This window comes from Chryseobacterium kimseyorum (assembly GCF_025971945.1).
In the GTDB taxonomy this organism is placed as follows: Bacteria; Bacteroidota; Bacteroidia; order Flavobacteriales; family Weeksellaceae; genus Chryseobacterium; species Chryseobacterium kimseyorum.
On record NZ_JAPDHW010000020.1, the window covers coordinates 17,357 to 42,497 of the forward strand.

20 protein-coding genes are annotated in these 25,141 nt (G+C 35.6%); 15 read left to right on the plus strand and 5 right to left on the minus strand.

What is annotated here, in order from left to right:
* The first annotated feature begins 40 nt into the window (after positions 1–40).
* The 12 genes from OMO38_RS18295 to OMO38_RS18350 all read left to right on the plus strand — a co-directional run bounded on the left by OMO38_RS18295 (position 41) and on the right by OMO38_RS18350 (position 13,445).
* Positions 41–1,039, plus strand: coding sequence for an NADH-quinone oxidoreductase subunit G (locus OMO38_RS18295; protein WP_264751622.1), 999 nt, complete (start codon positions 41–43; stop codon positions 1,037–1,039).
* Between the two features lie 82 nt (positions 1,040–1,121).
* The gene (gene nuoH / locus OMO38_RS18300; protein ID WP_229985866.1) at positions 1,122–2,183 is read left to right on the plus strand and encodes an NADH-quinone oxidoreductase subunit NuoH; all 1,062 of its coding nucleotides are present in this window, start codon (positions 1,122–1,124) and stop codon (positions 2,181–2,183) included.
* 167 nt (positions 2,184–2,350) lie between these two features.
* A complete protein-coding gene (locus tag OMO38_RS18305; protein WP_047447230.1) occupies positions 2,351–2,908 on the plus strand; it encodes a NuoI/complex I 23 kDa subunit family protein in 558 nt (185 codons plus the stop codon).
* Complete coding sequence (locus OMO38_RS18310; protein WP_264751623.1) at positions 2,908–3,405, plus strand: NADH-quinone oxidoreductase subunit J family protein; 498 nt, start codon at positions 2,908–2,910, stop codon at positions 3,403–3,405. Before OMO38_RS18305 ends, OMO38_RS18310 begins: the two co-directional genes overlap by 1 nt.
* A 3-nt stretch (positions 3,406–3,408) precedes the next feature.
* Positions 3,409–3,738 carry an NADH-quinone oxidoreductase subunit NuoK gene (gene nuoK, locus OMO38_RS18315; RefSeq protein ID WP_047447237.1) on the plus strand — a complete coding sequence of 110 codons (330 nt, stop codon included), beginning with the start codon at positions 3,409–3,411 and terminating at the stop codon, positions 3,736–3,738.
* A 3-nt stretch (positions 3,739–3,741) separates the two neighbouring features.
* Positions 3,742–5,655 carry an NADH-quinone oxidoreductase subunit L gene (gene nuoL / locus OMO38_RS18320; protein WP_264751624.1) on the plus strand — a complete coding sequence of 638 codons (1,914 nt, stop codon included), beginning with the start codon at positions 3,742–3,744 and terminating at the stop codon, positions 5,653–5,655.
* Positions 5,655–7,148 carry a complex I subunit 4 family protein gene (locus OMO38_RS18325; RefSeq protein WP_264751625.1) on the plus strand — a complete coding sequence of 498 codons (1,494 nt, stop codon included), beginning with the start codon at positions 5,655–5,657 and terminating at the stop codon, positions 7,146–7,148. The genes nuoL and OMO38_RS18325 overlap by 1 nt, the downstream gene beginning before the upstream one ends.
* A gap of 139 nt (positions 7,149–7,287) precedes the next feature.
* Complete coding sequence (locus OMO38_RS18330) at positions 7,288–8,673, plus strand: NADH-quinone oxidoreductase subunit N (protein WP_264751626.1); 1,386 nt, start codon at positions 7,288–7,290, stop codon at positions 8,671–8,673.
* A 154-nt stretch (positions 8,674–8,827) separates the two neighbouring features.
* A complete protein-coding gene (locus OMO38_RS18335; RefSeq protein WP_264751627.1) occupies positions 8,828–9,853 on the plus strand; it encodes a LysM peptidoglycan-binding domain-containing protein in 1,026 nt (341 codons plus the stop codon).
* A gap of 1 nt (position 9,854) precedes the next feature.
* Entirely contained in the window at positions 9,855–10,718 is an 864-nt protein-coding gene (locus OMO38_RS18340; RefSeq protein ID WP_264751628.1) for a DUF4280 domain-containing protein, read from the plus strand.
* A 17-nt stretch (positions 10,719–10,735) separates the two neighbouring features.
* A complete protein-coding gene (locus OMO38_RS18345; RefSeq protein ID WP_264751629.1) occupies positions 10,736–12,931 on the plus strand; it encodes a hypothetical protein in 2,196 nt (731 codons plus the stop codon).
* Between the two features lie 16 nt (positions 12,932–12,947).
* Complete coding sequence (locus OMO38_RS18350) at positions 12,948–13,445, plus strand: hypothetical protein (protein WP_264751630.1); 498 nt, start codon at positions 12,948–12,950, stop codon at positions 13,443–13,445.
* An 896-nt stretch (positions 13,446–14,341) separates the two neighbouring features.
* Here the strand turns inward: OMO38_RS18350 and OMO38_RS18355 are convergent.
* The 3 genes from OMO38_RS18355 to OMO38_RS18365 are packed head-to-tail and all read right to left on the minus strand — an operon-like array spanning position 14,342 to position 16,142.
* Positions 14,342–14,791 carry a succinate dehydrogenase/fumarate reductase transmembrane subunit gene (locus OMO38_RS18355; RefSeq protein WP_264751631.1) on the minus strand — a complete coding sequence of 150 codons (450 nt, stop codon included), beginning with the start codon at positions 14,789–14,791 and terminating at the stop codon, positions 14,342–14,344.
* The gene (locus OMO38_RS18360; RefSeq protein ID WP_264751632.1) at positions 14,757–15,506 is read right to left on the minus strand and encodes an SDR family oxidoreductase; all 750 of its coding nucleotides are present in this window, start codon (positions 15,504–15,506) and stop codon (positions 14,757–14,759) included. Before OMO38_RS18360 ends, OMO38_RS18355 begins: the two co-directional genes overlap by 35 nt.
* A gap of 60 nt (positions 15,507–15,566) precedes the next feature.
* On the minus strand, positions 15,567–16,142 hold the full coding sequence (locus OMO38_RS18365) for a Crp/Fnr family transcriptional regulator (protein WP_264751633.1): 576 nt from the start codon (positions 16,140–16,142) through the stop codon (positions 15,567–15,569).
* Positions 16,143–16,287: 145 nt separating this feature from the next.
* Between OMO38_RS18365 and OMO38_RS18370 the strand changes: the two genes are divergently transcribed.
* Together OMO38_RS18370 and OMO38_RS18375 are read left to right on the plus strand one after the other, a co-directional pair.
* Complete coding sequence (locus tag OMO38_RS18370) at positions 16,288–16,773, plus strand: hypothetical protein (RefSeq protein ID WP_264751634.1); 486 nt, start codon at positions 16,288–16,290, stop codon at positions 16,771–16,773.
* Positions 16,774–16,927: 154 nt separating this feature from the next.
* Complete coding sequence (locus tag OMO38_RS18375; RefSeq protein ID WP_264751635.1) at positions 16,928–19,231, plus strand: GAF domain-containing protein; 2,304 nt, start codon at positions 16,928–16,930, stop codon at positions 19,229–19,231.
* 9 nt (positions 19,232–19,240) lie between these two features.
* On the opposite strand, the gene OMO38_RS18380 is transcribed toward OMO38_RS18375, so the two are convergent.
* Entirely contained in the window at positions 19,241–20,413 is a 1,173-nt protein-coding gene (locus OMO38_RS18380; protein WP_264751636.1) for a Pycsar system effector family protein, read from the minus strand.
* Positions 20,414–20,438: 25 nt separating this feature from the next.
* On the opposite strand from OMO38_RS18380, the gene OMO38_RS18385 reads away from it, so the two are divergent.
* Positions 20,439–24,152 carry a metallophosphoesterase gene (locus OMO38_RS18385; RefSeq protein WP_264751637.1) on the plus strand — a complete coding sequence of 1,238 codons (3,714 nt, stop codon included), beginning with the start codon at positions 20,439–20,441 and terminating at the stop codon, positions 24,150–24,152.
* Between the two features lie 114 nt (positions 24,153–24,266).
* Here the strand turns inward: OMO38_RS18385 and OMO38_RS18390 are convergent, their stop codons facing one another.
* On the minus strand, positions 24,267–25,139 hold the full coding sequence (locus tag OMO38_RS18390) for a hypothetical protein (RefSeq protein ID WP_264751638.1): 873 nt from the start codon (positions 25,137–25,139) through the stop codon (positions 24,267–24,269).
* Positions 25,140–25,141 lie beyond the last annotated feature (2 nt).

Below are 25,141 nucleotides of genomic sequence, written 5' to 3' on the forward strand. Positions count from 1 at the left end.
AAATAGAACTATTGCTTAGCGCATTATAAAGCGAAAGAATATGAGCGAAGAGGTTAAGAAATTTAAAATAACGATAGACGGACAGACTGCTGAAGTTTTGCCTGGAACTTCTATTTTGGAAGCAGCAAGACAAATCGGCGGAAAATCTGTACCACCAGCAATGTGCTATTACAGCAAACTGGAAGCCAGTGGAGGAAGATGTAGAACATGTTTGGTAGAGGTTTCTAAAGGTTCGGAAGCAGATCCGCGCCCTATGCCGAAATTGGTAGCAAGCTGCAGAACGAATGTGATGGACGGAATGGAAGTGAAAAACCTTTCTTCTGATAAAGCACAGGAAGGCCGTAAAGCAGTTACCGAATTCTTATTGGTGAATCACCCGTTAGACTGCCCGGTTTGTGATCAGGCTGGAGAATGTCATCTTCAGGATCTGGGTTACGAACACGGAAATCTTGAAACCAGAACTGAATTTAAGAGAAATACCTATGATGCAGACGACTTAGGTCCACATATCAAGTTGAATATGAACCGTTGTATCCTGTGTGCAAGATGCGTTTTGGCGGCAAACCAATTGACAGGTGAGCGTGAGCACGGAATTTTGTTCAGAGGAGATCATGCTGAAATTTCTACTTATCTAAATAAAGCTTTGGACAATGATTTTATCGGAAACGTAATTGACGTTTGTCCGGTTGGAGCATTGACAGACAGAACTGCACGTTTTGCAAGCAGAGTTTGGTTTACAAAACCAATGAACGCTTCATGTAAATGTGATAAATGTTCAGGTAAAGCTACCGTTTATATGAAAGGTGATGAGATCGTAAGAGTTACTGCCAGAAAAGATCAGTGGGGAGAAGTTGAAGAATTTATCTGCGACACTTGCCGTTTCGAAAGAAAAAGTCTTAGTGACTGGAACATTGAGGGCCCTAGAAATATCGACAGACATTCAGTTATTTCATTGAACCACTACGAAAAGCCTAAAGACGAATTGAGAGTTTTAGACAATCCGATGGCGAAAGAAATCAGCGAAAAAGACGAAAAATAAAAATTTGAAAATTTATTAATTTGAAAATTTGAAAATGAGTACAAATCTCAAACGTCAAATCTCAAATTTCAAACTATAAAAAATGGATTTACTTACATTTAAATTAATACTTGTACTGGCGCTTTTCCTGTTATCATTAACGATAGCGGCCTACTCTACCTGGGCAGAAAGAAAAGTGGCGGCAATCATGCAGGACAGAATCGGGCCAAACAGATCCGGACCATTCGGTTTACTGCAGCCTCTTGCAGATGGTGGAAAATTTTTCTTTAAAGAAGATTTTACGCCTCAAAATGCAGAAAGATTCCTTTTTGTACTGGGACCTGCATTAGTGATGTTTATTTCACTGATTACCGGGGCAGTAATTCCTTGGGGTAAAACATTGAATATTGGTGGTGAGTCTTTCGATTTACAGGTGGCTAATATTGATGTAGGTGTACTGTTCATTATCGGTATGGCTTCTATCGGAGTTTACGGAATTATGATCGGAGGCTGGGCTTCTAACAACAAGTATTCATTATTGGGTGCCATCCGTGCTTCTTCGCAGATGATTTCTTACGAATTGGCGATGGGTCTTGCATTGCTTTCCATCATTATGATGACTGGAAGTTTAGATTTAAAAGTAATTACCGAAACTCAGACTTCAGGGAAAATATGGGGTCTTTTTGAGATAGACGGATTAAACTGGAATATACTTTACCAGCCTTTAGCATTTTTAATTTTCTTTGTATCGGCGTTGGCAGAAACCAACCGTCACCCTTTCGATTTACCTGAGTGTGAATCTGAACTGGTAACAGGATATTCTACCGAATATTCTTCAATGAAGTTAGGATTGTATATGTTTGGTGAATATGTGAACATGTTTATTTCAAATGCATTTATCGTAGTTCTTTTCTTCGGAGGTTACAACTATCCGGGAATTGAGTGGGTAACACAAAACTGGGGAGAAAATGCTGCCGGAATTTTAAGCATCGTCGCATTCTTAACGAAAACGATTGTCGGAATTTTGATCTTTATGTGGATCAGATGGACACTTCCAAGATTCAGATATGACCAATTGATGCACTTAGGATGGAAAACTTTAATTCCATTGGCACTGGTGAACTTGATGATTACAGGAGCGGTAATTTTAGCGTTCGGTAATTAATTTGAAAATGAAATAATTTGAGAATTTGAAAATGGGAATTTGACATCAAACATCCCACTTACAAATTCTAACAGAAATATAAATTTGAAAAATGAGCTGATGAGAAAGCGGCGATGAGATAAGTTCCATCACCCAGCTTCCATCTTCCAACATTTAAACAATAAAAAATGAAATTAACCAACAGATCAAAAGTTGTTTCGAATAAAGAAATGACCCTTGCTGAAAAAATCTACCTTCCGGCGATTTTCAAAGGTATGGGGATTACTTTTAAGCATGCTGTGAGAACCGTTGTAAAACGTGCTCCGAATGTTTATTCTTATCCGGAAGTACAAAAACCGAGAGCAGATATCTGGAGAGGTCAGCACGTTCTGAAAAGGGATGAAGAGGGCAGAGAAAGATGTACAGCTTGTGGTTTGTGCGCGGTGGCATGTCCTGCTGAAGCGATTACAATGACCGCTTCTGAAAGAACTAGAGAAGAAAAAGATCTTTACAGAGAAGAAAAATATGCATCAGTATATGAAATCAATATGTTGAGATGTATTTTCTGCGGTATGTGTGAAGAGGCTTGTCCGAAATCTGCAATTTATCTGACAGACCGTTTGGTAGATGTAGAAACAAACAGAGGTTCTTTCATTTATGGAAAAGATAAATTGGTTGAAAAAATTAATGAAAGGATTGACATCACTGAAAGACAGTCCGAGAAACAAAAAAATGCGGTAAAATAATGGATCAGTTTTTATTTTTCTTGGTGGCGTTTTTAGCAGTGTCAAGTGCGGTTTACTTCGTATTTGCGAGAAATCCTCTCTACGCTATTCTGTCATTAATTGTTACAATGTTTTCAATCGCCGGAATGTACATTCTTCTAAATGCTCAATTCCTGGCCATCATACAGATTATCGTTTACGCAGGTGCGATCATGGTTTTATTCCTTTATATCTTAATGATGCTTAACCTTAATAAAGAAGACGAAAGTAAGAAGAACAATACTTTAAAGTTTGTCGGAGTTTTTACAGCAGGTCTTTTATTAATTGGGGTTTTGGGTGTTTTCAGAGGAGTTCAAAACAAGCACGTTGTTATTGAAGGCGTAGACAAAGGCGTTGGTCTTACAAAGAACCTGGGAAGACTTTTATTCAACGAATATGTTTTGCCGTTTGAGCTTGCTTCCATCCTGATTTTAGCAGGGATTGTAGGTGCGGTATTAATCGGTAAAAAAGATTTATAAATTATGGGAGAAGTAAATACTTTTATGCAAAGCGTCCCTTTGGAATATTTCATTATCCTTTCGTCAGTACTGTTCTGTCTTGGGGTTTTGGGAGTATTGCTGAGAAAAAACGCGATTGTAATTTTGGGTTGTGTGGAGCTTATGCTTAATTCTGTAAACCTTTTGTTGGCTGCATTTTCAGCGTACAACGGGAACAGTGACGGACAACTTTTAGTTTTCTTCATTATGGTGGTTGCCGCTGCAGAAGTTGCTGTAGGTTTGGCAATTATTGCGATGCTATATAGAAATACCCGTTCTGTGGATGTAAGTATATTTAATAAATTAAGAGGATAAAGAATGGAGAATTTAGTCTATGCAATAATACTTTTACCACTTTTAGGTTTTCTCATTAACGGTTTATTCGGAAAAAATCTTCCAAAAATAGTTGTTGGAAGCCTGGCTACAATTGCTGTTTTCGGATCTTTCTGTATTGCGGTAAGCTTATTTCTGAATTTCGATTCTGAAAGCCAGCCCGTAATCGTAAAAGCTTTTGAATGGTTCAGAGTCAACGGAATTCAAATTAACTTCGGTTTCCAGATCGATCAGCTGTCATTAATGATGGTGATGATTATTACAGGAATCGGATCTTTGATTCACCTCTACTCTATCGGATATATGAGTCATGATAAAGGTTTCTATAAGTTTTTTACTTATTTAAATCTGTTTATCTTCTCGATGTTACTTTTGGTAATGGGAAGCAACTACCTAATCTTATTCATCGGATGGGAAGGTGTAGGTTTGTGTTCTTACTTATTGATCGGTTTCTGGTACACGAACGAAGAATATGGGAAAGCGGCAAGAAAAGCTTTCATCATGAACAGAATTGGTGACCTTGCTTTGTTGATCGGAATCTTTATGATTGCATCTCAGACAAATGCAGTTGATTATTTAACTGTTGCTCAAAACTCAGGGAAATTTGAACTGGATGGAACAATCATCATCTTTATTACAGCGAGTTTATTTATTGGTGCTACCGGAAAATCTGCTCAGGTTCCTTTATATACATGGTTACCCGATGCGATGGCTGGTCCGACTCCGGTTTCTGCATTGATTCACGCGGCGACGATGGTAACGGCAGGTATTTATTTAGTGGTAAGATCAAACTTCTTATTTACTTTAGCTCCAACCGTACAGGACGGAATTTTATTAATCGGATTTTTAACCGCAGCATTGGCAGGTTTCTATGCATTACGTCAGAACGACATCAAAAAAGTATTGGCATATTCTACAGTTTCACAGCTTGGTTTCATGTTCATCGCTTTAGGTTTGGGAGCTTACACAACTGCAATGTTCCACGTAATGACGCATGCTTTCTTTAAAGCTTTGTTATTCTTAGGTGCAGGTTCTGTCATTCACGCAATGAGCAACGAACAGGATATGCGTTTCATGGGAGGTTTGAAAAAATATATTCCAATCACACACGCAACTTTCCTGATCGGAACTTTAGCAATCTCAGGATTCCCTTTATTATCAGGGATGATTTCAAAAGACGAAATTTTAGTTGCAGCTTATGCTAAAAACCCTGTTTACTGGGTGATGCTATTCATCTTGGCGGCTGTTACTGCAACTTATATGTTCAGATTGTATTACCTGACTTTCCATGGAGATTTCAGAGGTACGGATGATCAAAAACATCATTTACACGAAAGTCCATTAAACATGACTTTACCGTTAATCGTTCTGGCTGTCCTTTCAGTTCTTGGAGGTTTCATTAACCTTCCTCACTTCATCGGTCACGGTCATTATGCTAAATTAATGGAATGGCTGAAACCGGTACTGACACAGGAAAGCTTTAAGCAAATGGAATCTACACTTACAGGCGTAGCAGAGAGCACAGAATTTATTCTTTTGGGAGCAACTGTTGCTATGTTCTTTGCAGTTTGGTTTATCGTAAAAAATACTTATGTAAATAAGAAAAAAAGAGCTATTGCTGAAGACGATTATACAGGATGGGAAAAACTTTCTGCTAAAAAACTGTACGTTGACGAACTTTACAATGCATTGATTGTAAAAACCGTTGAAGGACTGGGACGTGGCGGGAAAATGTTTGACAAAGGCGTACTGGATCGTTTTGTAGACTACATCGGGGAAGGCGCTGAAGACAGCGGAAGATCGATGAAGCGTATACAGAACGGAAATGTAGAAAACTACATTCTGATCATGTCTTTAGCTGTGGGAATTATACTGATTGTTAACTTTATATTACAATAATGTCTTATTTACTATTAACATTATTACTTTTACCTCTAGTAGGTTCGGGATTGGTCTTTGCATGGAGGAATACTTCCAGTAAATACCTGGCATTAGGAATTGCTTTGATTCAAATGCTGCTTACATTTTACGTTGTTTCGGATTTTGATTTTAATCCAACCGTAGACAGCGTATTGCAGTACGAGATCAACTATCCTTGGTCACAGTTTATAAAAAGTAACCTTCATTTCGGAATTGACGGAATGAGCTTGTTACTTTTATTGTTGACCAATATTTTGATGCCCATCATTATTTTATCATCTTTTAATGAAAATGTAAGCTATAAAAATTCTTTCTACGGTCTGATTTTGCTGATGCAGTTCGGATTGGTGGGTGTTTTCACTGCTTTAGACGGATTGTTGTTCTACATTTTCTGGGAAGTAACTTTGATTCCGATCTGGTTTATCGCCGCACTTTGGGGTCAGGAAAACAAAAGACTGGAGTTCACTACAAAATTCTTCGTGTATACTTTCGTAGGATCTTTGTTTATGTTGGCTGGTTTAATCTACGTTTACACGCATTCAGCATCATTTGCTTTAACAGATTTGTATAACGCAGACCTTGGTGAAACTCAACAGATTGTTGTTTTCTGGTTTATCTTCTTTGCATTTGCAGTAAAACTTCCGGTTTTCCCATTCCACACTTGGCAACCGGATACTTATACCTACTCTCCTACTCAGGGATCGATGTTGTTATCAGGGATTATGCTTAAAATGGCAATATATGGTGTACTTCGTTATTTGATTCCGATCACACCGACAGCAATCTTCGGGATTTCCGGACAGATTGTTATTATTCTGGCGATTGTAGGAATTGTCCACGGAGCGTTAATCGCAATCATACAGACCGATATGAAGAGAATCATTGCGTATTCATCTTTCTCTCACGTTGGATTGATGGTGGCAGGAATTTTCTCTTCTGCAGTTCTTACTTTAAGAGGTACATTTACCATTGAAGGAGCTGAAGGAGCTTTGGTACAGACATTTGCTCACGGTATTAACGTGGCAGGTTTATTCTTCTGTGCTGATATTTTATACAAAAGATTTAAATCTAGAGACATCAGACAGATGGGAGGTTTGGCGAAAGTTGCTCCGAAGTTTGCCGTTTTGTTTTTAATAATCATATTAGGTTCAATGGGCGTTCCGTTGACGAATGGTTTCATCGGAGAATTTATTTTGATCAAATCGATCTTCGACTTTAATGTACTGGCTTCAGTAATTGCAGGTCTTACCGTTATTCTTTGTGCAGTATATTTATTGAGATTCTACGGAAAAGCAATGTTCGGACCGGGAGATGATGCGGTTTTAAGTACAGCTAAAGATTTATCAGCAGTAGAATTCTCGGTATTGGCAAGTATTGCAGTATTTGTAATTGTTCTGGGAGTTTTTCCTCAGCCGGTCATTGATATGGTAAGTAGTTCACTGAAGTTTATTTATACTTCAATGATTAATTAACATTAAAAGATTTTAAATAGTAAAAGATTAAAGAATTAAGAGGTTAAAAGTAAAATAGCAAAGAAAAAGTTCAACTTCAAACACTGAACTGAAAACTTTAAACTAAAAACTTTAAACCTTCTCATCTCAAATATAAATTATGAGTGTTTTAATTATTGTTTTCCTAACTGCAGTTGCTGCGTTATTTTCGGGAGTTTTTGAGCAAGGAAAATTCGCAAGATACATTGGGATTTTTGGATTAATTGTTGCCTTGTATGTGAGTTTCTTACCGGAGGCTTCATTCTTCGCGCAGTACAGACACATGTATGACTACACCGCAAACACTGCGTTGTTTACAAAAATATCTTTGGTAACAACTTTACTGCTGTTCTTTTTAGGAGGTTTTGCATTCAGCAATCACAGAAGCCACCAGTCAGAATTGTATGCCTTGATGCTTTTCGCTTTGAGTGGCGGAATCATCCTTTTCGGTTTCCAAAACCTAGTGACTTTATTCTTAGGGATTGAGATTCTTTCTATTCCGTTATACGTAATGGCGGGAGCAAACAAAACAGATTTAAGATCAAACGAAGCTTCTATTAAGTATTTCCTGATGGGTGCATTTGCGACAGGTTTTCTGTTGTTTGGTATCGCATTTATCTACGGAAGTACAGGAACTTTCGATTTATACAGAATTCAGGAATTCACCATTACGAATCCTAACAATATCATGTTAATTTTAGGAGTGATTCTAATGCTTTGTGCAATGTCATTCAAAGTAGCTTTGGCACCTTTCCACATGTGGAGTCCGGATGTATATGCAGGTTCACCTTCACTGATTACGGCTTTCATGGCAAGTGTGGTGAAAATCTCAGGTTTCTTTGCTTTATTCAGATTAATGACCATAGGATTCTCCGGCGTAACTGCTGAATGGATTAACATTCTTGGAGTTTTCTTAATCATCACTTTGGTTCTTGCCAACGTTATGGGACTTGCACAGACCAATGCAAAAAGAATGTTGGCCTACTCTTCAGTATCTCACGCAGGATATATCGGTTTAGTGTTCTTCGGAATGAATGCGCTTTCTACCTATACATTAGCATTTTACTTATTCGCATATTCACTGTCTACAGTAGGAGTTTTTATGTGTTTAATCTGGGTAGAAAAAATCAAAAGAGAAACCTCCTTCGGAGCTTTCAAAGGATTGGCGAAAACAGAACCTTTATTGGCTGTTGTAGCAACGATCTCTTTATTATCAATGGCGGGAATTCCTTTGACGGCAGGATTTATGGGTAAATTCTCATTATTTGCTCAGGCCTTAACGAAGGATGACAATACTTTCTTAATAATCGTTGCGGTTTTAGGTTCGGCAATTTCTATTGCTTATTATTTAAGACTGATTATTGCCATGTTCTTCTTTAAGGAAACCACTTTCAAAACTTCAGAAAAAGTAACGGTAACCTACAATATTGTTGCGGTAGTAATTATTGCTTCATTAGTGGTACTGGGCGTTTTCCCTGATTTGTTTGCTAAGCAGTTCGGACTGTAAAAATTCAATTCAAAAAATATACTTAACCTTTCAATTTATTTTGGGAGGTTTTTTTGTGTTAAAATTTAAATTTTAACATCACTTGTCGTAGAACTACTACAAATTTTCTGCAAAATCTTTTTTAACTTTAATGTGATGAAAATAACAAACACCAATGATTCCGCAAAATTTTATCAGGCACAAAGTTCGTCCCGACGACACCCTGACTTCGCTCGCTCAAAGAATCAACATCTCTGAGAATGATCTGAAAGAATTCCACAATCAAAACTGTGGCAAGATGAATAAGCTTTGGGTAACCAACTTAAAGGGAATTGAATTTGTAATGATTCCTACTCATTTTATCACTGAAGAAGAGCAGGAAAATCAGAACCGTAAAATGCTGCCTTCTGAAAATTACTTTCAAAATTTTCACCCCAATCGATATTCTGTTGAAGAAAATTTTGAGCATCCCGGAAAACAGGAATCAAAATTTAACTACATCGTCAACCTCAACATTCAGCAAAAGCAAAGAAATTTCATAGCAGACATTGAGTTAAAAAACTATACAAAAAACGGCAACGTTCCGGATGATAAAATCTCTTCTCTATCTTTGGAGTGTATGAAAAGTATCTACCCTATTTCACTTGAACTTTCAGAAAACGGGACCATTCATTCGTGTTTTGCACATCAAAAAATAATAGAAAAATTTAAGTCAAAAAGAAATGACATTGAAGATTTTCATATTGGAGAAATTTCTAAAAATTATCTCGAAACTTTTGAACATAATATTTCTGATGAAAGTTATTTTCTAAGACAGATACAATCCAATATTCTGTATCAAATATTGTTTCCCAACCTGAACTGGTTCCATAAAAAAACTGTTTGGAAAGATAAATTTACAGTCTACCCCAATTCATTCCCTCTGGAATTTGAATGTAAAACAGAACATGAATTTAAAGATGAAAAATATATCCAGACAACTATTTCCGGAAGTCTCTCAGAAAACTGCAGTTTGAGAGAACTTCTTAAAGGAATGCGAATCGAAGACGAAAGTATAGAAGATCATGTCCAGGTAGAGATTGAGATAAATTACTCTTCTGATAAAATTTCAAAACAGTTGCTTAAAGTCAAATCCTCTGTTAAAATATGGTTTCAGGACGAATTATTTCAGGAACACCGTTTACAACTAACACAAAATTGAAATGAAAAGCTACACTACAAAACCTAATGACTCATTTGCGAACATTGCGGAAAAATTTAAGATTAAAAACGAAAATTACCTGAAGACATTTCATAATCTTCATTGCTTAATGGGAGAAACTATTCAGGACGAAATTCCAGCAGGCACGAAAATTTTAATTCCCGAAGATCCCCAGTATTTAGTGGAGGATACGCGGTCAGACTCAGATATGATCACCGCAAATGAAGTATATGCTCAGAATGACTATGATGATCACGAGAAACATTTATCCGAAGATGAAGATTCCGAAGATGAGAAAGAGGTTTTTAAGGAGACAAATGACAAAGATGAACAGAATGTAGACAACAGCATTATTGAGGAAGAAAGCAGTTCCAGCGATCACGATGGAAAATACTTTGTGATCCAAAAAGGGATGTGTCAATGCAATCAGGGTTTTAAATTTCCAAAATTCAAAGTAACCAGTCATCAAAAACATTATTGGAATGATGCGGACGGTCTAACAGATTATCTCGCCGTAACTGAAGATGATCTCACACTTGATCCAATTGCAATGCCCTTCGGAAACTGCAAACTCAAACCCAGCTCCAGTGGCTATCTCCCCTGCTCCTACGCACCAGCCGGAAAATGGATGAAAACCTATGACAAAGTTAAAGTTATGGGCAAATGCTGCGTCACGGAAATATCCGAATTAATGTGCAGCACTGGAGGAAAAATTACCATTTTTAAACATGGTCAACAGAGTGAGATAGGTAAAAGCAATCTCGACAAAGCTGATTCGCAAGAGCAGCATATGTATAATCCTTTGGTGGATTTTGAGGAGTTTAAGGAGGAGATAGATAATAATAACGAACCACATGCTTGGTAGAAATAAATTTAAAAGTCATGGCAAAAAAAGGAGTTTATAAAATATTGGGAAATACAAATCCGAAAGTTGGAGAAAAAGTATTCTATATTGTTGATCAATGGTATCCAGCTACACCACTATTAGATAGGAACCTCGCGAACGTTACTTGGGAATTGTTTATAAAAACAGATAATGGTTTTAGCTCTACAAACATAAAGAAGAAGGGCATCAATCATTTCACTTTTGGAAAAAATGCCTACAAATACATATTTAAAATCGAAGGTTATCTTCATATGCCCGAGGGACATTCTCCAATGTCTCTTATTGTACTACCACAAAAAAATGAAAAGAAAGTTGCAGTGGAAAAAGATATAAATAATGTTATACTTACTTATGAAGACGGTACCAAAATAAATAAAACATTAAGTTATCGAGATCGTTTGAAGGCCACAGCAATTTGTGAAGGACTAGAAGGTGAGAAGATACTTTTCAAATTATGGGAAGACGATGAAGCTAAAATTGGACACAATATTAAAAATCAATTCGTCACTAAGTCATCTCCCATTCAAGTTAATAAATTTGGAAAAGCTCAATGGAGTTTTTCCCTTAACCCAACATTTATCTCTTTAGCAAATAGGAAAGAAGATGACAAAAGCAAGCATGAATATTATGTGACAGCAGAATTTAATGGGAAGATTTTAGAAGACAGTCAAAATGTAAATGTAACGAACACTGAACTTAATATTGAAAAAACAAACCCTTTACTTCGGCATCCAAAACAACAGCAAAAAGCAGTTTCAATTCCAAAACCAAAAAAAGAAAGTCCAAAAGCGTCAACAAAACCTAGTTCAGCTAAAAACCAGCCTGATAAAAAAGGAAAAATCAAAAGCATAAAATTGGTCGATTTACATGGAAAATCTTTTGCAGAAAATCCTAAATTTGGTGATGTCATAAAACTTATAATAGAAGCAGAAAATGTTGTCGGTGAAAAATACAGGCTTAAACTATGGGAGCATGACAACAGCGGAAAAAATGATTTATTATATAATGTAGAACATACATTTAAGGCAAACAAACAAGAGGTCTACATCAGATTAACTGACGAATATCAAGAGATAGGAGAAATAGGAAATAATTCTGAAAAACCAGACAGTGGTGAATATTGGACAGGAAGACATCAGGAAATTTTTGCAGAAGTAATTTGTTTAGGTATTGAGGCAAAATCTTCAAAGATTGATGTTGACTTGAAAGAAGAAGCGAAGAAACAGGCTAATGCAAAAAGTACAGCAGTAGTGGAGGAAAAGAAACATGATAATAAAACTATTGAAAATACAGATGTAGATGATAGTTGTGGAATAAACTATAGAAATAAAATTAATTGTGTAAAATTTGGGAAAAAAAATCCAAAATATGGTCCTGTGTTCTGGGGACTATTAAAACTTGCCAATTATGCTCAATGGAATATTTTATTAAATACAAATAAAATTACTGATGAGGAGAAAAATATTATCATAGGAATGTCGGAAAATGAAGGAAATCTAGATTCAGTTCAGTCCTACGATTCAGAAATAGTGACTGTTGGAGCGATGCAAAAAACAATTAATCCCGCAGGTTACGGTGAGTTTCCAATACAAATGCAAGAGTTTAAGGAGGAATATCCTGACAGATTTAAAAAGCTTTTTGAAAATTGTAGTTGGGATGTGAAAAAAGAAATTACAAAGGTTGGCAGAAAAGAAATAGTTAAGTGGAGAGCATATTACCAAGATATTACGGGAAGTGAATTAAAAACTAAAATACGAGATGGTTTCAACGCACAGAATTATAAAAAGAAAGTACAATGTATTCCTATAGAACCATTAATAAATGCGGCAAAGGATCCTTATTTTCAAGCAAAGCAAATTGAAGATTTTATTTTAAGGTTAAGAAACAAGGTTCTCCCAATAATTCCTCAAGGCTATGAATACAAAATAAGTGATTATCTAAAATCAAAGCTTGGGAAAGCGACTGCTTTAGATCAACATATTAATCGACCAGCATATGTCAAAGAAGATTTTGGAAAAGCATTAACTTATTTCTTTAAAGAGAACCCTTCCATCTCAAAAAACCCCGCTAACTGGGGAATTAAACATTCTGAATACGAAAAATTAATTATTGATTATTATGGGAAAAAGAGACGAGGGACAAAAATGCCAATAAGATACAATAACATGAAAAACAGTTCATTTTTAAAATAATTCACACATAAGCAACATGAAACCTATACTGATAATCGCATTAATAAGTGGATTTTTAAGTTGTAAAAAAACAAATCCATCATTAAATTCTCATTCTAATAAAAATTCTTATAAAATTATGGTGCCCAAAAGGGATACACTAATTAAGTTTAGTCAGAATTTACATTTATATTTTGGCACCTTTGATTATTCCAAAAACCTTTGGAAAGATCCTGTTTTTATTAGCAATACAAAAGACACTACTGTAATAAAAAATTGGGATTTAGATTGGGGAAGTGAGCTTGATATAAGATTTTCACCAAATAAAAAATACTTAGTTTTAGATGCAATTATAATTGGAGATCTAAGCGATGGAGGTAAAGAAGATTTATATGAAAATTACACATGTCAGCTTATCAGTACTACGAAAACTGCAATATTGGACTCCTTTCAAGAAAATTGTGATGGGCAATGGAACACGAACAATGAGTGGGTGGTTAATGGTGAAGTCGTATTTATCGGTAGTGACAAGTAATTTTACTTAAAATGATTTGCCAGTATCACAATTGATACATTATTTATTGACAAAACTATCTATAATCTTTATTAATCACATTTGAAACTTGCAACTAATGAGGAATCTTCAATAACTTAATTCTGCAGTAAAAGAGTGATCATATTTTTTGGCCTCATACAGATGACATTACATTTATGTATTTATAATTTTCAAAAAATATTAAGACATGTGGCACATATCCACTCGCTACCACAAGAACTCTTTCGCGTGATTATATATTAATATTCTTTATTTAAAAATTTTTTATTTTTTAGAACATAGAAATGAGTAGAAATTACAAATCTAAAGGAGAAATCCTACAAAAAGGATTTGATGAGAATAAAACTATTATCTTACATTTTGGCATTTAAGTAAAAACAATTATTTTAAAGAAGGTGAAGAAGTAAAATACAATGATGTAATTGGTTTAACAGGTGTTTCTGGTTGGAATGGTACTAACTTTACAACAAGAAATCCTCACCAACATTTTGAAGTTTCAAATGTTGGTTCAGCTCCAGGATTAAATGGTAAATGCAATCCTTCCGTTTATTTTAATTTCAAAACAGAAGAAGAACTCTCTAAAACCGAAATAGATTATCAAAATAAATTAAAAGAGAAAGAATGGAACTAATAAAAAAAATATTGCTTTGCTTGTTTTTATCATTTCTAATATCATGTGACGGACAAAATAAAAAAACAAGTAATGAAAGAAAAGTAAATCAAACGAACAGTATACAAAAAGAAAATGAAACTTTTATACTACAAGAACAGCTTTCAAAAAATAAAGATAATTTTAAGTATTTTTTTCCTGAATTCGTTTATCAGTTGATACCTACAGAAAGTTCACTTTTTGATTTATCAATTAATGAAAATGTTTATAAAACAGATTTGCTTTTAGATAGTGCGTCAATAAATATTTGGGACTTGAAAAAATCAAAAAACCCGAGCAATGCTATACTTCTACTGTACCAGGTACTGTTTTGAGATGCTTTTCTTACTGCATAATTAATTGGACGTGCTTTTCGGTTCTGCCTCCAAATCATTAACCCCTGAATAATATGCACTAAAAAACCAATAATCAAAACGATTTCTATCGTCCTAATAATAGGATTGGTGCCCATAAAATGAGCACCAATATTAAAAGTCTTTCCCCTGTCGTTGAAAAAGATTAAAGCATTGACAGCACAGTGTACAATCAAAAAACTGATCAGAAATAAACCTGTTGTCGCCATCACCACTTTTCTCCCGATGGAACTTGTAAAAAAACCTATGAAACCAGCCATAATTTTATCATTGGTTTTGCGGATCTGCAATCCATTCCTCATATTTTATGCTGCTCTCAAAAACTGCCTTTTCCGGAACTAAAGTATCATTCTCTAAGACCGCTCCGAAATAGGGTGCATCTTTTTCGATTGTAATTTCCGACGGACGATTCATGACAGAAAGATAATGTTTAACCCAACGGTTCATCGGCATTTTTTCAGGACCGGCGATTTCGGCAATACCACAAATAGGATCCTTACTTACAGTTTTTGCCAAGAATTTCGCCACTTCGGAGCTTGCAATAGGCTGCACCAATGCATCAGTAACAAAGATTCCACCATCTTTTATGCTGGAAGCGGCAACACCACCTGCAAATTCAAAAAACTGCGTTGCATGTACTATAGAATAAGGAATAGATGACTTCCCTATCAATTCTTCCTGCGCCTGTTTTGCTCTGAAATAACCACTCTCTCCCAGTTTCTGAGTACCTACAACAGATAGAGCAATATGATGTTTTACCCGGGCTTTTTGCTCAGCTTCCAAAAGATTGGAGGTAGAAGTTCTGAAGAAATTCATAACATCATCATCGGCAAAAGAAGGTGAATTAGAAACGTCCACTACCACATCTGCATTTTCCAAAGCTGAATCCAAACCTTCTCCTGTGATGGTATTGATTCCTGTGTTGGGTGATGCTACAATGACTTCGTGCTGATCTTTTAAAAGATTGGCTAATTGAGATCCGATAAGACCGGTACCTCCGATAATTACTATTTTCATTGTTCTGATTTTTATTAGAGCAAAGGTCAGTAACTTCGATTTGAAAAAACTTAAACTGGTTTAAGAACGAAAATCTTCACTGTAAACCTTAAACTCATCCAGTGAAATTCCTATGTAAGATGCCAGCACCTCATTTGGAAATCGTATCACCAAGTCTGGATAGGTTGTGAAAAAATAAGCATGAAAATCTTTTTTTGAAGTCATGGGAAAAGTTTTCTGTTTCTGTAAAGAAGCAGCATAAGCACGCATGTGTATTTTGTTAAAATAAATTCCCATAAACGGATAGTCGACTAACAGCTGGTCAAAATTTTCTCTGGTAATCATTAAAACTTCAGTCTCTTCCATCGTTTCAATTCCAAAGCCGGCAGGATCTGTTCCTAAAAAAGCATTGTATTCCGTTACCCACCAGTCTTCGATCGCAAAATGAATCGTGTTTTTACTTCCCTGACGATCTTTAAAATAGAGATGTAAAGATCCTCTGATCACGAAATAAAATTGTTCTACGGAATCTCCTTCATCAACCACAATATGATCTTTCGGGAAATGTATTTGCTTGAAATACGGAATAACTTTATGGATTTCCTCCTCAAATGAAGGAATTATTTTTACAAGATGATGATATAACTGATTTTTCATATTCTATTAAAAGCTAAAAATATACATATTTTTTTATAATCAATAAAGCATTTATCCAACCGAAAAAGTCATATTAAATCTTGTAATCACTCTTTTTAGATATTGTTTTTTTATCTACTTTTACTTAATACTTTATAAAAGATCTATGAGAAAATTAGTACTTGCAGGAATTATAACTTTTGGAGGATTTCTAACCGCAAATGCACAGTGTAAAACGGTCACGTCACTGACGGAAAATTTTGATACCTGGAAAGAAATCAATAAATGTTGGACTGCTGAGCAGGGAAAAGCGATGCTTTATGCTACTGAAAAAAAAGTTACCTTTTATTCAATGACCAGTCCGGGAGAGAAAATGTATTTGGTAACTCCGAAAATTAAAGCTGGGAACTATACGTTAACCTTTGATATTTCAGACAACGGTGGAGAAACTACTCTTGAACTTTTAACCATTAACAATTCGGCAGATAAAAAATCGTACGTTTCTTTTGCCAAACCTTCGAAAATAGTTGGTGGTAAAAAAACAGTCAATATTTCTCTTAAAAAAGATTCACATATTGGTATGAAAGTAATGCTGAATGGTGTTCATCAGGCAGTTTATTTAGACAATTTATCTTTAAAACCTAAGAAATAAATTTCGATTCTGTATGATTTATACAGAAATGGAACAATATAAAAACCACTGTCATTGAGCAGTGGTTTTTTCTGTTTTAGAAATATTACTTTAGAATAATTCATTTTTTAAAAAACCTTTTTTCTTACCTTTACCTTCTCAATTTTTTCACATTTTGGCAAATCTTCATAAGAAAGAAAGTCCGTTTCAGGTTTTTATCTCGTTCAAAAAATATTTGGATATACTGGAGCATATCCGGTACAATGACCGCTTGGAATATCGCGCCAACTATGCAGAATCTTTAATTGAAAAAACTAAAAATTTCAAAGAATTACGCGACGGCTTTCAGGATCTTTCGGTATTTGAAAAACATAAAGATCTTATCAGACTTCTTTTGGCTGACCTCTTCCCGACAGGTTTAACCAAAAATGAAATTAAAGCTGCCGGAATTCCGCTCACTAATCTCACTTTCAATTACACCGAAAGATTTCAGAACATTTTAACGGATGCCGGAAAAGATTTCGAAATAGAATTCAGAGATATCAGTGATGACGAATATTATGTATTTTGCTGCTGCCTCATTCTGCAGACATATCTGAAAAGAGATATTAGAGTCAATACACCATTTTATTATGACATTCCCGATAAGAAGGGAATTATGAAGCATTATAAAATCACCGTTAACTCAGATTTCAGTTATGTGTATCCTGCAGCAGAAACGAAAATTCCGGAGGATGCTGTGATCGATATGCTTCTCGAAAACATGGATGATATTCAGCTGTGGAAAAAATACTTTCCTTCAGAATCCTGGATTTTAAACGGTTTCAGTATCATTTCTCTTGTCGACTGCACCACAGAAGTTGCTTTATCTGATCTGAAATCTACGCTTATTAAAATTGATCTTGAAAACCCTTCACCGGATGAAAACCTGAAAGAAATTTTCAAATCTTATTTCGATGTTGCCGAGTTGAATTTTGGGTTAATGCTTTTTAATAATAAGAATAAAAGGCTTGAAAAGTTGCCCATCTACGACAGTGTTTTCACCAATTATCTTTTAGATTTTTGGCTCAATACATTTGATGAAGACATTCGTAAAACTGCTTTTGAAAATATCACTTACAACTCGAAGCCAATCGTTATTTCTGATGTGGATAAAATAGATGACGAGATTAAAAAACTCCCTTCATTTAATATCCTGAAAGATCATCAGATCAACAGCTTTATGGTTATTCCTATTATGAAAGACGGCGAACTGCTGGCAATCATGGAATTTACTTCACCAATCGCCAACAGTTTAAACGGTTTAAAACTGAAAAAACTCGAGTTTGTTGCAGACATGATTATTTTCTCTCTGACCAGATTTTCTTATGAAAGAAACAATCAGATTGAAGCTATTATTCAGCGTGAATATACCACGATTCACGACAGTGTAATCTGGAAATTCAGAAATGAAGCAGAGCGTTACTTTAATGCCTATTTATCTAAAAAAATATATACTTTAAAAGAGATTTCATTTAAAAATCTTACGCCATTATTCAGTTTTTCAGATATCCGTTCCTCATCAGACAAACGTTTCAATCTGATGCTGGAAGATCTGAATCAGCAAATAGACGTCCTTCACGATGTCATGACTTTCCTTAACTCCTCAAATTCCGAAAAATATTTACTGGCACTGGATGTCTTTGAAAATGAAATCAATAACGAAATAAAAGCCGATACCGAACAGCGTTTTCAGCGAATTTTAAGAGAAGAAATTCATCCTTATCTTCAAGGTCAGCTTGAAGTGAAAAGCGACGAAATTATTAAAAATAACATTCAAAATTATTTCAGTCAGGTTTTTGTGCAGAATGATCTTTTTTATGCTAACCGAAAAAATCTCGATGATTCTATCATGCTGGTGAATAGAAAACTGGCGGATATTTTAGATCAGAAACAGGTGATTGCGCAGGAAATTTTCCCACATTATTTTGAGAGGTTTAAATCTGATGGCGTTGAACACAATCTCTACATCGGTCCGAATATCGCACCTGAGTTGCCGTACTCTGCAAAAGTTGTTCACGAGTTGAGATATTGGCAGCTGGAAACGATCTGCACGATGGAACATGAATTTCATCTGTTCAAAAAAGATCTACCGATTTCGATGGATATCGCCTCTTTAATTTTCGTTTATAATGAAAAAATAGATATCCGTTTCCGAATGGATGAGAAGCGTTTTGATGTTGACGGTGCTTTTAATTCCAATTTTGAAATCATTAAGAAAAGACTTGAAAAAGCCCACGTTAAAGATTCCACAGAAAGAATTACCTGCCCGGGAAAAATTACCATTGTCTATTTTGGCATGGAAAATCAGCGCGAGTATCTTCAGTATATCAGCAGGCTTCAAAAACTGGATATTCTGAAATCTGATGTCGAATTTTTAAGAGTTGAAGATCTTCAGGGAATTACCGGATTGCTGGCGTTGAGGGTTTCTTTTAATTAATTTTCATCACTAAAGCGTTAGAAATGCATACGCAAACGCTAATACAGAAGAAATTATTCCTGTCATAAATATGGTGTAGGTGATGGAAAGTAATTTATATTTTCTGTCTAAAACTTTCCCAAGGAAATACAAGTCTTTCACCATTGAATCATAGATGTAATCTCTGTCTTTAATTAAATCGTGCATCGAATTGAGATAATTTCCGAATTCCATCTGATGAAAATTTCCAAAAAACAGAAGATTCACCTTGCGGTCTGCAATATCCTGATTGGTAAAAGTAGTTTTGGTAACATTCGGTTTTGTAGAAAGAATAGCAAAAATAATTGTTAAAACACTAGAAATCAACAGAAAAAAAGTTGGTATAATTAAGTGAGCATTTTTCGGTGTATCTAATTTTGGAACCAGTACCGACAAACAAACCGAAATAATAATCGCATTTACAGAGAGCAGAATATTTGCTTTACTGTCCGCAATATCACTTAACCTTGTGTGATTATTTAAGGTCACTCTGAAAAGCGTGTCTACACTTCTATCTGACTTTGAGTCTTTATCTTTTTTTGAGTCTGAATTATCCTTTTTGGGCTTTTCTTCTTTTTCAAGCTTCTTTTCCAATTTTTTTACGTTTTTCAATTTCAGGGGTTCCCAGTTCTGTTTCGCATAATCGGTAAAATACTGATGTTTATTTTTAAGAAAATCTACATTCATCACGTTCCATTCGTCATTAGAAAAGCACATTCCACCGGTGAGTTCCCACTCTTTACGCAAAGCCTCTGCAGAATCATTATAAAACGGACTCGCGAAGTGACTGAAATCAGCATCTTTCATAATTTCCTCTAAAAAATTCTGAGGCTGATGGTATTTTTCGGTAGAAAGAATCAGTTTGGCAACCTCATCAATATACTCGCGCGAAGCATTCTCGTGAAGAAGAAATTCAGTTACGATTTCGACTCCTTTTTTCTCATGACCTTCTGCGTTACAATCGGTAAAGCCTACATCGTGAAACCAAAGTGCCAGCAAGATTTTTTCTCTGTCTGCATCAGAAACTTCAGAGTGGCTGATGATTTCCTCAGCCTTGTTCACAGCATATGTGGTATGTATAAAATTATGGTAAAAATATACAGAAGATAACTTATCTTTGAATAAGTTTTCTACATAATCTTTGGCTTTGTTTAAAACGCTCATCCTGAATTTTTCTTAATGTAAATGTATGAATTTATCCTTTAAATTTGATCGAAAAATATTCTCTGCGAGTGCGAGAATCATACTTCTTTCCGGATTTCTATTTTCTTGTGCAACCTATAACGTACAAAAAGGAAAAAACTTGCATGAAATTCAAAATTCTGACCCAAAAATTGAAAATGATTTCAAAATCTTCCTCGTGGGAGATGCCGGAAATGCAGATGAGCCACAGGCACAGCACACTTTAGATTTCATTAAAAACAAATTGGATTCTGCAGATAAAAACTCAATGCTTCTGTTTTTGGGAGACAACATTTATCCGTTGGGTATGCCGAAAGAAAGCGACAAAGGATATCCTCTGGCAAAACAAAAAATGGAAAACCAATTGGCGATTACTAAAAATTTCAAAGGTAAAACATTGGTTATTCCGGGGAATCATGATTGGTATCACGGTTTGGAGGGTTTAAAGGCACAGGAAGAATTTGTAAAATCATATTTGAATGACAAAAAAGCTTTCTTACCTAAAAACTCATGCCCGATTGAAGATATTAATTTAACGAAAGATATCAAACTGATCGTTATCGATTCTGAATGGGCATTAGTCAATTGGGACAAATATCCTGGAATCAATAAAGGCTGCGACATCAAGACAACAGCAGATTTTTACGCTGAATTTAAAGATTTAATTACAAAAAATCAGGATAAGAGAATAATTGTGGCAATGCATCATCCTGTGATCAGTTCCGGTACACATGCCGGTTTTACTTCTGCAAAGGCGCATCTTTTTCCTTTTGGCAGTAAAGTTCCGCTTCCCGGACTTGCAAGTGTGGCTAATTTGTTGAGAAGTACTTCAGGCGTAAGCATGGAAGATTTAAGCAATAATCATTACACAGATTTCGCCAACAGAATAAAAAGCATCATTCAGGATAAAGAAAATGTAATTCTCGTTTCCGGTCACGATCACAATTTGCAATATCACACCAACAGAAATATCAAGCAGATTATTAGCGGGGCAGCTTCAAAAACTGAACCTTCCACGATTCTTGAAAATACAGGTTTTTCTTATGGTGGAAGTGGCTTTGTTATCTTAAACCTTAGAAAAGATCAAAGTTCAGATGTTGAATATTTTTCGACTAAAAACAATAAACTTAAAAGGCTGACTCAGATTGCAGTTTTAAAAAAACCTGAAGTATTTCAAAATAATTATCCGGATACTTTGCCGGCAACTGTAACGTCAACCATTTATTCTGAAAGACAGACGAAAGCAGGAAAATTCTACACATGGCTTTGGGGAAATCACTACAGAAAATACTATGCACTTCCCATTGAAGCCAAAACTAAAAATCTCTCAGACATGGACCCTGGATACTCTCCTGTTCGAGAGGGCGGTGGAAACCAATCGAACAGCTTACGTTTGAGAACAAGTGACGGACAGGAATATGTAATGCGCGGAATCAAGAAAAGTGCAGTCCGATTTCTAAATGCGCAGGCTTTTAAGAAAAACAGCTTTGGAACTGAACTTAATAATACATTTCCTGAGAGGTTCTTACTCGATTTTTATACAACAAATCATCCGTTTACAGGTTTTGCTGTCAACAATATGATCGACAAGCTGGGAATTTTTCACAGCAATCCAGAATTGTATTACATTCCCAAACAGAAATCTTTAGGGCAGTATAATCAGAGTTATGGTGATGAAATGTATATGATTGAAGAACGTTTTTCATCAGATCCAAAAACTTTACAGTCACTAGATAATGCTTCAGACATTCTATCGACTTCAGATGTTCTGAAAAATATGAGAAAGGATGGAAAATATTCTGTAGATCGGGATCTATACATCAGAGCAAGAATTTTTGATATGCTGATCGGCGATTGGGACAGACACGAAGACCAATGGAAATGGGCGGAATATAAGGTGGGTGATCATGTAATTTATAAACCCATTCCGCGAGACAGAGATCAGGCATTCAGTAACTATGACGGCACGGCTTTCAAGGTCATTATGAATATTCCGGCAATCCGTCATATGAAAACGTTTAAAGACGATATCAAAAGTGTGCGTTGGATGAATATGGAGCCTTATCCTATGGATTTAATCTTCCTGAAAAATGCAAATGAGCAAGATTGGAAGACTCAGGCAAAATATATTCAGGAACATTTATCAGATACGGATATCGACCGTGCTTTTGATAATTTACCAAAGGAAGTTCAGGACGAAACGATAGCAGATATTCAGCGAAAACTGAAGTTGAGAAAAGGTAAACTGGAAGAATATGCTGTAAAGTATTCTGATGTTTTGCAGGAAAAAATTCCTCTGACAGGAACAGTGAACAAGGATAAATTTGTCATCACCAAGAAATTAAATTCAGTAGAAGTACAACAGTATCAGCTGGGTAAAAATAAAGGTGAGGAATTGGTATTTGAAAAGAGCTATGACGACTCTAAAACTAAAGAACTGTGGATCTACGGTTTGGAAGATGATGACATTTACGAAGTGTCGGGAGAAGGAAAATCGAAAATCAATATCCGCTTAATTGGAGGTTACAATCATGATACCTATAATGTAGATAACGGAAGTAAGGTGAAAATCTACGATTTTAAATCTTCAAAAAATACCTATAACGCAAAATCGGCAACCAAACATATCTCCAACGATTATGACGTGAATACGTACAACTGGAAGCACCCGAAATATAATTTCTTTGCAGGATATCCAATGGCCAATTTTAATCCGGATGACGGCGTTATTCTGGGAGTTGTAGCCAATTACACCGTCAATAATTTTATTCGTGATCCGTTTACCCAAAAACATAGTTTAAGCGCCAATTATTACACATCAACAGGCGGATTCAATGTAGGTTACAAAGGGATTTTCAAAAAAGCGATTGCCGGCTGGGATGCAGGAATTGATGCTACTTACACCACTCCATTTTTTGCAAGAACCTTCTTTGGTTTGGGGAACGAAACGGTGTATGAAAAAGATGAAGTTGAAAGAGATTACAACCGAGTTCGTATTTCTCAGTTTAAGTTTGCACCATCAATTTCAAATACAAGCTGGCTCAATATGAAACATCAGTTCCAGCTGAATTTTGAACATGCTAAAGTACAGTATAACCAAGACCGTTTTATAGCTGCTTCTACAGAGGTTAATCCTGAAGTCTTTAATGGACAACAATTTGCAGGAGCGAACTATACTTTTAGTTTTAAAAATTTAGACAACAAAGCCTTCCCGACTTTAGGTTTAGAAATGATTTTAAATGCAGGTTGGAAAGCCAATATTTCAGAATTCAATCAAAACTTCGCCAACTTTAACGGAACGGTGAATATCTTCCACAGAATTGATAAGCGGGGAAAATTTGTATTTGCCAATTCGAGTAATGCGATGATCATCAACAACAACAATTTTGAATTTTATCAGGCTGCAGCTATCGGCGGAAACAACGGAATGCGTGCTTACAGAAATGAAAGATTTGCCGGAAAATCATATTTCGCCAACAATTCTGAGATCCGTTGGAATTTTGGTCGTGTAAAAAACAATATCGTTCCTACCAATTTGGGAATTTTAGTTGGCTACGATTTGGGAAGAGTATGGAAAGACGGTGAACAATCTGATAAGTGGCATCAAGGCGTTGGTGCAGGATTTTGGATGAGCATTCTGGAAACGTTCTCTGCGAGAGTTGACTATTTTATCGGGGAAGATGGAGGAAGAATTTCAGGTGGCGTGGGATTGAGTTTTTAATGAAATTAGACTCTTCAAAGCGTGTAGCTGACAGAGCAAAGTTTGTCATTCTGAAAGAATCATTACAACATTAAATACACTGTAGAGATTCCTCCGGAATGACAAACTAAATATTTATTTCAAAGAAAACTGATATACATTCCCACCCGTTTTCTTATCCTTTTCATCGGCAATCAATAACGTTTTATCATCTACAAAAACAATGGCTTCTTTCTGTGAATTGTGATTTAAAGAGATTTTCTGAATTTTGGCTGAACTGAAATCATTCGCGGTAAATCCGGAAAGTATGTTGATGTTTTTATGATTCAGCAGAACAATTTCATTTTTAGAATTGATCGAAGCTGAAGTAATGGCAGCATCGCTGTACCCTCCTTCAAGTTTCAGTTTTCCAACCAATTTCGCTTCAAAATCGCCCTCTTTATTGGGAATTTGAAAAACCAGAAAAGTTCCGTCAAAACCTTTGCTTCTGTTTTTTGTGAACAGATAAAAACTACCGTCTTTTTCTACAAAAGCTTCACAGTCGTACAGTAAGTTTGATTTTTTTGGAGGAAATTCAGTCTGTCCTTCATAATGAAATTTTGTGGTCTGAACGACTTTTGTCGACTTCTGAGAATCAGTTTTTAAATCTAACTTTATTATAGAAAGATTCTGTCTGTCATTTTCATTATTCCCGAAATCTCCGATGTATATATTTCCTGAAGCATCTTTTGTAATATCTTCCCAATCGTTATTTTCAGCGTTTTCTACTAAAACATCGGTGATCAGTTCGCCTTGGCGGTTCAGTCCGTACACTACATTTTTATTTCCTGCATCTTCAATAGCCCAAATGGTTTTCTGATCCTGAGAAAGAGCAATACCGGATACTTCTTTCAGCTTTTTCGGCAGAGAAAATTCTGTTTTCAAATCGTTCTGTGCTTGGGTTACAGAATCCTGAGCTTTTGGATTACAGCTTAATAAGATGAAGGCGAATACAACAAGAATGCGCATAA

Excerpts from the sequence above, each read along its gene's own strand:
- OMO38_RS18310 (WP_264751623.1), top strand. The coding sequence starts at position 2,908 with ATGGATCAGTTTTTATTTTTCTTGGTGGCGTTTTTAGCAGTGTCAAGT.
- OMO38_RS18340 (WP_264751628.1), top strand. The coding sequence starts at position 9,855 with ATGAAAAGCTACACTACAAAACCTAATGACTCATTTGCGAACATTGCG.
- OMO38_RS18390 (WP_264751638.1), bottom strand. The coding sequence starts at position 25,139 with ATGCGCATTCTTGTTGTATTCGCCTTCATCTTATTAAGCTGTAATCCA.
- OMO38_RS18365 (WP_264751633.1), bottom strand. The coding sequence starts at position 16,142 with ATGAAAAATCAGTTATATCATCATCTTGTAAAAATAATTCCTTCATTT.
- OMO38_RS18330 (WP_264751626.1), top strand. The coding sequence starts at position 7,288 with ATGAGTGTTTTAATTATTGTTTTCCTAACTGCAGTTGCTGCGTTATTT.
- OMO38_RS18325 (WP_264751625.1), top strand. The coding sequence starts at position 5,655 with ATGTCTTATTTACTATTAACATTATTACTTTTACCTCTAGTAGGTTCG.
- nuoH (WP_229985866.1), top strand. The coding sequence starts at position 1,122 with ATGGATTTACTTACATTTAAATTAATACTTGTACTGGCGCTTTTCCTG.
- OMO38_RS18350 (WP_264751630.1), top strand. The coding sequence starts at position 12,948 with ATGAAACCTATACTGATAATCGCATTAATAAGTGGATTTTTAAGTTGT.
- OMO38_RS18355 (WP_264751631.1), bottom strand. The coding sequence starts at position 14,791 with ATGAGGAATGGATTGCAGATCCGCAAAACCAATGATAAAATTATGGCT.
- OMO38_RS18385 (WP_264751637.1), top strand. The coding sequence starts at position 20,439 with ATGAATTTATCCTTTAAATTTGATCGAAAAATATTCTCTGCGAGTGCG.
- OMO38_RS18305 (WP_047447230.1), top strand. The coding sequence starts at position 2,351 with ATGAAATTAACCAACAGATCAAAAGTTGTTTCGAATAAAGAAATGACC.
- nuoK (WP_047447237.1), top strand. The coding sequence starts at position 3,409 with ATGGGAGAAGTAAATACTTTTATGCAAAGCGTCCCTTTGGAATATTTC.
- OMO38_RS18370 (WP_264751634.1), top strand. The coding sequence starts at position 16,288 with ATGAGAAAATTAGTACTTGCAGGAATTATAACTTTTGGAGGATTTCTA.
- nuoL (WP_264751624.1), top strand. The coding sequence starts at position 3,742 with ATGGAGAATTTAGTCTATGCAATAATACTTTTACCACTTTTAGGTTTT.
- OMO38_RS18335 (WP_264751627.1), top strand. The coding sequence starts at position 8,828 with ATGATTCCGCAAAATTTTATCAGGCACAAAGTTCGTCCCGACGACACC.
- OMO38_RS18295 (WP_264751622.1), top strand. The coding sequence starts at position 41 with ATGAGCGAAGAGGTTAAGAAATTTAAAATAACGATAGACGGACAGACT.
- OMO38_RS18360 (WP_264751632.1), bottom strand. The coding sequence starts at position 15,506 with ATGAAAATAGTAATTATCGGAGGTACCGGTCTTATCGGATCTCAATTA.
- OMO38_RS18345 (WP_264751629.1), top strand. The coding sequence starts at position 10,736 with ATGGCAAAAAAAGGAGTTTATAAAATATTGGGAAATACAAATCCGAAA.
- OMO38_RS18380 (WP_264751636.1), bottom strand. The coding sequence starts at position 20,413 with ATGAGCGTTTTAAACAAAGCCAAAGATTATGTAGAAAACTTATTCAAA.